Consider the following 8,471-nt stretch of genomic DNA (forward strand, 5'->3'; position numbering starts at 1 on the left):
TATTAACGATAAAAATAAGTAAGAAACTACCAGTTTTATCTGTATTTAGTTCAATTGGTGCTATTCAGCTAAAAAACAATACAACATTTTTCATCCTTATAAGCAAATAAGATTTTTAAGAATCTTAAGAAAATTTAAATTCCTACAGAGGAAAAACAACTCATCAGCTATTCAAAATAAATATAAATAATAGCCAAATATCTATCAAAATTCGATGAACTGGATAGAATTTTCTAAAGTGATTTTCTGCTTTATAAAGATTAGAATAAAATTTCTCAGTGTACTTTTTACTCTTATTTTCTACAAAAATAATTAAAAAATTTCGTATTGTGAAATAAAATTCTAAACAAATTTTTAGCTTATGACCAGAATTTTTTTATTTTTTTGAAAAAAACAAAATTTTTTGACGATTTTCCTTGCTCAAAACGGATTTTTATGATTATTTATTTCGTTATACGAAACTAAAAATTACGGTAAAGGAATTTACCGATATTAAATAAATGGAGATTCATATGATCCGTGACCCGGAAATGCTTGAACAGCTACTATCTACAATTCGTGACTTCGTAAAAAATGAGCTAGTACCTTTAGAGCATGAAGTTGAAGAAAAAAATGCGATTCCTGAACGTATTGTAGAACAGATGAAAGAATTGGGTCTGTTTGGCCTGACGATTCCAGAAGAATATGGTGGTTTAGGCATTACCATGGAAGAAGAAATTCTTGTCGCGATGGAACTAGGCCGCACATCTGCTGCGTTTCGTTCTTTGATTGGTACCAACAACGGCATTGGTTCAAGCGGGATCGTCATTGACGGTACGGAAGAGCAAAAACAGAAATATTTACCGCGTTATGCGACTGGCGAAATCATTGGTTCTTTCTGCTTAACTGAGCCAGATTCAGGTTCAGATGCTGCATCTTTAAAAACCAGCGCAGTCAAGGACGGTGATTACTACATTTTAAATGGTACCAAGCGCTTTATTACCAATGCGCCACGCGCAACAACATTCACAGTAATGGCACGTACTAATCCTGAGATCAAAGGCGCAAGCGGCATTTCTGCATTTTTGGTAGAAGCGGGTACACCAGGACTAAGTCTTGGCAAAATTGATAAGAAAATGGGCCAGCACGGTTCTTATACCTGTGACGTGATTTTTGACAACTGCAAGGTTCATAAAGATCAGCTGATCGGTGGTGTTGAAGGGATTGGCTTTAAAACTGCGATGCGCGTACTGGATAAAGGCCGTTTGCACATTGCCGGTTATAGCGTTGGTATGGCAGAGCGTATGCTGGAAGATGCTTTGAATTATGCAGTTGAGCGTAAACAGTTCGGTCAACCGATTGCTAATTTCCAGTTAATTCAAGGCATGTTGGCAGACTCTAAAGCTGAGATTTATGCAGCCAAATGTATGGTCCTAGATGCGGCACGACTTCGTGATGCAGGTAAAAATGTGACGACTGAATCTTCATGCGCGAAAATGTTTGCCACTGAAATGTGTGGCCGTGTAGCGGATCGTTGTCTACAAATTCACGGTGGTGCTGGTTACATCAGCGAATACTCAATTGAACGTTTCTACCGTGATGTACGTTTATTCCGTTTGTATGAAGGTACAACCCAAATCCAGCAAATTATTATTGCGCGTGAACTGATTAAACAAGCTACTGCTTAACGATTAAATTTGAATAATTGGGAATATTAAAATGAGTACAAAAATTAGATTTAACTGGCAAGACCCATTTTTGTTAGAGCAACAACTGAATGAAGAAGAGCGCATGATCATGGAGTCTGCGCGAGCTTACTGTCAGGGTAAACTTCAACCACGTGTTTTGGAGCAGTTCCGTCATGAAAAAACTGATCCGACCATATTCCGTGAAATGGGTGAGCTTGGCTTACTGGGACCAACGATTCCAGAGCAGTACGGTGGTGCTGGTTTAAATTATGTTAGCTATGGCCTGATTGCTCGTGAAGTTGAACGCGTTGATTCTGGTTACCGTTCAATGGCCAGCGTGCAAAGCTCTCTGGTGATGGTACCCATCAATGAATTTGGTTCTGAAGAACAAAAACAGAAGTATCTGCCGAAGCTTGCCACAGGTGAATACATTGGCTGTTTCGGTCTGACTGAACCGGATCATGGTTCTGATCCAGGTAGTATGATTACTCGTGCTAAGAAAGTGGATGGTGGTTACCGTCTGACTGGCGCGAAAATGTGGATTACCAACAGTCCGATCGCCGATGTATTTGTAGTATGGGCAAAAGAAGTTTCTCCTGAAGGCAATGTTGGTGATATTCGCGGCTTTATTCTGGAAAAAGGCTGGGAAGGTTTATCTGCACCAGCGATTCACGGTAAGGTAGGCTTACGTGCTTCAATTACCGGTGAAATTGTCATGGATAATGTATTTGTACCAGAAGAAAACGCTTTTCCGGAAATCCGTGGCTTGCGTGGTCCATTTACCTGTCTAAACAGTGCGCGTTATGGCATTGCCTGGGGTGCGATGGGCGCAGCTGAATTCTGCTGGCATACAGCGCATCAATATACTATGGATCGTAAACAGTTTGGCCGTCCATTGGCTGCTAACCAGCTAGTTCAGAAAAAACTAGCGGATATGCAAACTGAAATTGCGCTAGGTCTGCAAGTGGCTTTACGTTTCGGTCGTATGAAAGATGAAGGTATTGCTTCAGTAGAAGGAACTTCACTGATTAAACGTAACAACTGTGGTAAAGCATTGGATATTGCTCGTGTTGCCCGTGACATGATGGGTGGTAACGGTATTTCTGATGAATTTGGTGTTGCGCGTCATTTGGTGAATTTAGAAGTGGTCAACACTTATGAAGGTACCCATGATGTACACGCACTGATTCTTGGCCGGGCACAAACTGGAATTGCAGCATTTTCTAATTAAATTGAGATAAACCTCTAGCCAGCATTGCTGGCTAGTTTGGTTTTTCAGTCTTCATTTAATTCGCGGCTTAACTCAGCTTTCTAGAACATATTTGAATACACTACATAGCTACAAGCAAATTAAATCATGATCAAATATTCAATATTTCATTTAAATAATTAGGTGAAATATAAATTTTAAAGGCACAGGAGTGCCAGCAAAGTGTAAAGGAAATTATGGATACGCTCAGTTCACAACCAAACAATCTACCAGAAGAAAATATGCCCAAAAAAAAGGTCTGGATTCTGGCTTTTATATTCTCATTTCTGGCATTGCTGGTGGATGGGGCAGATCTTGCATTACTCGCCTACAGTTTAACCAGTCTCAAACAAGAGTTTTCACTCAGTAGTATTCAGGCCGGTGCGCTCGGTAGTTGGACGCTCGCTGGTATGGCTATTGGTGGCTTTTTTGGTGGCTGGGCATGTGACCGCTTCGGGCGAGTTCGGGTGATTGTGATTGCAATCGTCTTGTTCTCTTCATTGACCTTCTGGTTAGGCTTTACGCAAAGCTATGATGAGTTTAAGTGGTTAAGATTCTTCTCATCTATTGGTTTAGGGGCTTTATATATTGCCTGTAATACCCTGATGGCTGAATATGTTCCAACCAAGTATCGTTCTACTGTACTCGCAGCTTTGATGACAGGCTGGACACTTGGTTCAGTAGTAGCAACTGTTCTTGCAGGATGGTTGCTTCCAGAACTAGGCTGGCGCTACCTTTATTATATTGCGATTATCCCGATTGTTCTTGCTATTGGTATGTTCTTCTTGGTACCAGAGCCACAAGCCTGGTTAAAAGCCCGTCAAGAACGTTTGGCAGCTAAAGCCAGCGGCGTGGTGCAGGAAAAACCAAAGAATACATTCAAGATGATTTTTGCAGATGCTTTAAGCCGTCGCATGTTCATTCTCTGGTCGTTTAGTACTGCATTCTTGCAGTTTGGTTATTATGGTGTGAGTAACTGGTTACCGGCTTATTTGGAATCAGATCTTGGCATCAAGTTTAAAGAAATGACCACCTATATGATTGGTACTTTCCTGATCATGATGTGTACCAAAGTGATCGCGGGTATTATTGCAGATAAAATTGGTCGTCGTGCTGTATTTGCTTTCGGTACGATGGGCACCGCAATCTTTATTCCAATTATTGTCTTTGGCAACACACCGGACAACATCTTATGGCTGATGCTGTTTTTTGGATTCCTTTACGGTATTCCATATGGCATTAACGCGACTTATATGACTGAAAGTTTCTCTACTAAAGTCCGTGGTACAGCAACAGGTGGAGCTTATAACATTGGCCGTTTAGGCGCAGTATTAGCACCCGTAACGATTGGCTATTTTGCTCAGGGCGGCTCAATTGGTACAGGTCTACTGATTATGAGTGTGGCTTATTTTGTTTGTGGCCTGATCCCAGCCATTTTCATTAAAAACCGTTTATTTGACCCACAAAAAGCTGACTAATTTGCAGATCAAATATTTTATAGCGACAGGTTAAAAGCTAGGAAGCAATAGAATGAATAAAATTACACAGGATATCGAGACCGTACTGAAGCAAATTCCAGACGGTGCGCATATTATGACAAGTGGCTTCGGCCTGGCAGGACAGCCAATCGAACTGATTGAAGCATTGATTGATATTGGTCCTAAAGATCTGACCATTATCAATAATAATGCTGCTTCTGGTGACCGTGGCCTAACCAACCTGTTATTGTCAGGACTGGTGAAGAAAATGATCTGTTCATTTCCTCGTGCCAATAATTCCAAGGTTTTTGAAGAGCTGTATAAAGCAGGAAAGGTTGAGTTAGAATTGGTTCCACAAGGCAATCTGGCTTGCCGTATCCAGGCAGCGGGTGCAGGTCTGGGCGCTATTTTTACTCCAACAGGTTTTGGAACCAAAATTGCCGAAGGTAAGGAAACCCGCCATATCAATGGTAAGGATTATGTGCTGGAATATCCAATTCATGCCGACTATGCCTTGGTTTATGGCAATCAGGCTGATCAATGGGGCAACTTAACCTACCGTAAAGCAGCGCGAAACTTTGGCCCATTAATGGCAAAAGCAGCCAAAACCACCATTGCTCAGGTACATGAAATTGTGGAGCTAGGCGAGCTTGATCCAGAGATTATCGTGACGCCGGGTATTTTTGTGCAGCATGTGGTGAAGGTAGGAGATATCAAATAATGACTATTCAAAAACGTACACGTGAACAAATTGTAGAAAAAGTTGCACAAGATATTCCGACCAGTTCTTATGTGAATTTAGGTATTGGCTTACCAACACGCGTTGCCGGTTATTTAAAACCTGAACAAGATATTGTCCTGCATTCTGAAAATGGCGTTCTGGGTTTTACCGCTTTAACCGATCCCGAACTTGCTGATGATGATCTAATTAATGCCGGTAAAGAACTGGTCAGCATGCTCGATGGCGGCAGTTTTATGAACTCTGCAGATTCCTTCGATATTATGCGTGGCGGCCATTTAGATTTCTGTATTATGGGCGCCTTTCAGGTTGCCGTGAATGGTGATCTCGCTAACTGGCATACTGGTGCACTGGATGCAGTTCCAGCGGTGGGTGGGGCAATGGACCTCGCGGTTGGTGCTCGCTGTGTCTATGTTTGCATGGAACATGTCACTAAAAATGGCGAACCCCGAATTGTTGAAGAGCTGACTTATCCAATTACTGGTAAAAACTGCGTTGACCGCATTTATACCGATTTGTGCGTGATTGAATTAAAAGATGGGCAGGCGCTTGTTACTGAAATTGTTGAAGGTTTAAGTTTTGAAGACTTACAGCAACAAACAGGTTGTACCTTAATTGATGCGCGAGTAAAAAGATAATTTTCATTTAAATATTACATGAGTAAAATAAGAAGCAACAGGAAGTTGCTTCTATAACTATAGGAAAAAATATGTATCAAAACACACAATTGTATATTGCTGGTCAATGGCGTGACAGTATTCAACAACAAACGCTTGCTGTGATTAATCCGGCCACTGAAAAAGAAATTGGCCATGTAGCCAAAGCATCCCTTGACGATGTAGAACAGGCAGTTCAGGCTGCTCAATCCGGTTTTGAAATCTGGAAAAATACACCAGCACAGCAACGCGCTAAAATTATGCAAAAGGCTGCTATTTTATTAAGAGAACGGGCAGCACACATTGCAGAATTGATGAGCTTGGAGCAGGGCAAGCCGCTAAAACAGGCCAAAATGGAAGTTTTGTCTGCTGCAGACATCATTGAATGGTTTTCAGGTGAAGCAATTCGTAGTTATGGGCAAGTTATTCCGTCAAGACAAAGGGATGTACATAGCTATACGATTAAAACACCGGTTGGTATTGTGGCTGCCTTCACGCCTTGGAACTTTCCTATTAACCAGGTCGTGCGTAAATTATCTGCTGCAGTAGCAGCCGGCTGTGCCATTATTGTCAAAGGACCTGAAGAGACACCTGCTTCACCAGCTCAACTTGTCCAGGCTTTTCATGATGCAGGCATTCCTGCTGGTGTGATTAATTTAGTCTATGGTGAACCTGCAGAAATTTCAGAATATTTGATTCCTCACCCTGCGATTCAAAAAATATCATTTACTGGCTCAACGGTCGTAGGTAAACAATTGGCTGCCCTTGCGGGTAAGCATATGAAAAAAACGACCATGGAGTTGGGTGGTCATGCACCTGTATTAATCTTTAAAGATGCCAATCTAGACCTTGCAGCAAAAGAAATGGCTGCAGCAAAATTTCGTAATGCAGGTCAAGTATGTATTGCGCCGACACGTTTTTTAATTGAGAAAGCGGTGTATGAAGATTTCGTTGAAAAATTGAAAAATGAAGTTAGCCAGCTAAAAGTCGGTCATGGTCTAGATGATAATGTAGACGTTGGTCCGATGATTCATGAAAGGGCTTATCAGAATATCCAGAAAACGATTCAGAATGCGCTTCAAGAAGGTGCGGAATTGGTGTGTGGTGGTCAAACACTTGAAGGCCCAGGCTATTTTATTGAACCGACTATTATAAAGGATGTACCGCTGACAGCAGCTTGTATGGATCAAGAGCCATTTGGTCCACTGGCCATATGTATTCCTTTTGAATCATATGATGAAGCGGTAACAGAAGCGAATCGCTTGAACTATGGACTTGCTGCATATGCATATACAGAGAGTAACAGCACCTGTCTCAATTTAGCACGTGATATTGCAAGTGGCATGCTTACCATCAACCATGTGGGACTAGGATTCCCTGAATTACCTTTTGGCGGTCTCAAAGATTCTGGCTATGGAACCGAAGGTGGTAGCGAAGCAATTGAATCGTATCTGGATACACGTTTAGTGACAGTAGCTTCACGTCGTTAAGCAATATGAAATAGGCCTGTACAAGAAGTGCGTGGCTCATCTAATAGAAATAAGAAACAGGGAATAAATAATGCATTGTTATTGCGTCAATGAACATGGTACGCCTTTAGAGCGAATTGAAAGAGAAATTCCTCAACCACAAGGTACTGAAGTACTGATTAAAGTCCAAGCTGCGGGTTTATGTCATACCGATTTACATTTATGGGATGGTTATTATGACTTGGGCGGTGGTAAACGCTTAGCTTTAGCTGATCGTGGGGTTAAACCACCCATTATTTTAAGTCATGAAATTGCAGGGGAAGTGGTTGCAGTCGGTGATCAGGTTGATGACATCCAGTTAGGTATGCAAGCTGTTGTTCATCCCTGGATTGGCTGTGGTGAATGCCGATATTGCCAAATAGACGAAGAAAATCTGTGTATAAAACCTCAGCAACTTGGAATTGTAAAGCCGGGAGGTTTTGCTGAATATATTATTGTTCCTCACACTCGTTATCTAGTCGATATTCAAGGAATTGATCCAGCTGAAGCTGCGCCTCTGGCTTGTGCAGGATTAAGTACATTCAGTGCCTTACAAAAATTTGGTCAACATACTGCCACAGAATCTGTGGTCATTATTGGCGCAGGTGGTCTTGGTCTAATGGCATTGGAATTACTTAAAATTCAAAATGCAAAAGCGCCGATCATGGTCGATATTGATGCACAAAAACTAGATGCTGCAGCAGAATTAGGTGCACTGCATTGTATTAATAGCACTGCACCGGATGCAGTGCAGCAAATACAGGAATTTACCCAAGGCGGTGCACGATTGATTCTGGATCTTGTCGGGAATTCATCGAGTTTAAATTTTGCTTTAAATAGTGCAGCACGTGGTGCGCATATTGTGGTCTGTGGATTGATGGGTGGGGAGGTGAATCTTTCTATCCCAACGATTCCAATGCGTCCATTGACGATCCAAGGTAGTTATGTGGGTACTGTTCAGGAGCTACGAGCTTTGGTAGAGTTGATTGCTCAGACCAGAATGCCACATATTCCTATACAAAAACGCTCAATCAATGAGGTCAACCAAGCCTTTGTAGATTTACAGCAAGGCAAAGTCATTGGGCGTTTAGTCTTAACACATTGATTGAAAATTATCAGACTGCGTGTTAATGCCCCACTTGCTGGGGCATTTTTAATGAAAAATTATATATTT

7 protein-coding genes are annotated in these 8,471 nt (G+C 41.6%); all 7 read left to right on the top strand.

Going from position 1 to position 8,471, the window contains the following annotated elements:
* Positions 1–512: 512 nt before the first annotated feature.
* The 7 genes from MF4640_RS17690 to MF4640_RS17720 all read left to right on the top strand — a co-directional run bounded on the left by MF4640_RS17690 (position 513) and on the right by MF4640_RS17720 (position 8,402).
* Entirely contained in the window at positions 513–1,667 is a 1,155-nt protein-coding gene (locus tag MF4640_RS17690) for an acyl-CoA dehydrogenase family protein (RefSeq protein WP_078390405.1), read from the top strand.
* Positions 1,668–1,698: 31 nt separating this feature from the next.
* Positions 1,699–2,898 carry an acyl-CoA dehydrogenase gene (locus tag MF4640_RS17695; protein WP_078390399.1) on the top strand — a complete coding sequence of 400 codons (1,200 nt, stop codon included), beginning with the start codon at positions 1,699–1,701 and terminating at the stop codon, positions 2,896–2,898.
* Positions 2,899–3,113: 215 nt separating this feature from the next.
* Positions 3,114–4,394: an MFS transporter gene (locus tag MF4640_RS17700; RefSeq protein ID WP_078390400.1), complete on the top strand. Its 1,281-nt coding sequence runs from the start codon at positions 3,114–3,116 to the stop codon at positions 4,392–4,394.
* A gap of 52 nt (positions 4,395–4,446) precedes the next feature.
* Positions 4,447–5,115, top strand: a complete 669-nt coding sequence (locus MF4640_RS17705; protein ID WP_078390401.1) for a 3-oxoacid CoA-transferase subunit A — start codon at positions 4,447–4,449, stop codon at positions 5,113–5,115.
* Positions 5,115–5,771 (top strand): 3-oxoacid CoA-transferase subunit B, encoded by a 657-nt coding sequence (locus MF4640_RS17710; RefSeq protein ID WP_078390402.1) that lies wholly within the window; start codon positions 5,115–5,117, stop codon positions 5,769–5,771. The genes MF4640_RS17705 and MF4640_RS17710 overlap by 1 nt, the downstream gene beginning before the upstream one ends.
* 71 nt (positions 5,772–5,842) lie before the next feature.
* Entirely contained in the window at positions 5,843–7,279 is a 1,437-nt protein-coding gene (locus MF4640_RS17715) for an NAD-dependent succinate-semialdehyde dehydrogenase (RefSeq protein WP_078390403.1), read from the top strand.
* A gap of 70 nt (positions 7,280–7,349) precedes the next feature.
* A complete protein-coding gene (locus MF4640_RS17720; protein ID WP_078390404.1) occupies positions 7,350–8,402 on the top strand; it encodes an alcohol dehydrogenase in 1,053 nt (350 codons plus the stop codon).
* The last annotated feature ends 69 nt before the right edge of the window (positions 8,403–8,471 follow it).

This window comes from Acinetobacter sp. MF4640 (assembly GCF_002018895.1).
In the GTDB taxonomy this organism is placed as follows: Bacteria; Pseudomonadota; Gammaproteobacteria; order Pseudomonadales; family Moraxellaceae; genus Acinetobacter; species Acinetobacter johnsonii.

Coding starts and splice junctions, on each gene's coding strand:
- MF4640_RS17690 (WP_078390405.1), top strand. CDS start 513: ATGATCCGTGACCCGGAAATGCTTGAACAGCTACTATCTACAATTCGT.
- MF4640_RS17695 (WP_078390399.1), top strand. CDS start 1,699: ATGAGTACAAAAATTAGATTTAACTGGCAAGACCCATTTTTGTTAGAG.
- MF4640_RS17700 (WP_078390400.1), top strand. CDS start 3,114: ATGGATACGCTCAGTTCACAACCAAACAATCTACCAGAAGAAAATATG.
- MF4640_RS17705 (WP_078390401.1), top strand. CDS start 4,447: ATGAATAAAATTACACAGGATATCGAGACCGTACTGAAGCAAATTCCA.
- MF4640_RS17710 (WP_078390402.1), top strand. CDS start 5,115: ATGACTATTCAAAAACGTACACGTGAACAAATTGTAGAAAAAGTTGCA.
- MF4640_RS17715 (WP_078390403.1), top strand. CDS start 5,843: ATGTATCAAAACACACAATTGTATATTGCTGGTCAATGGCGTGACAGT.
- MF4640_RS17720 (WP_078390404.1), top strand. CDS start 7,350: ATGCATTGTTATTGCGTCAATGAACATGGTACGCCTTTAGAGCGAATT.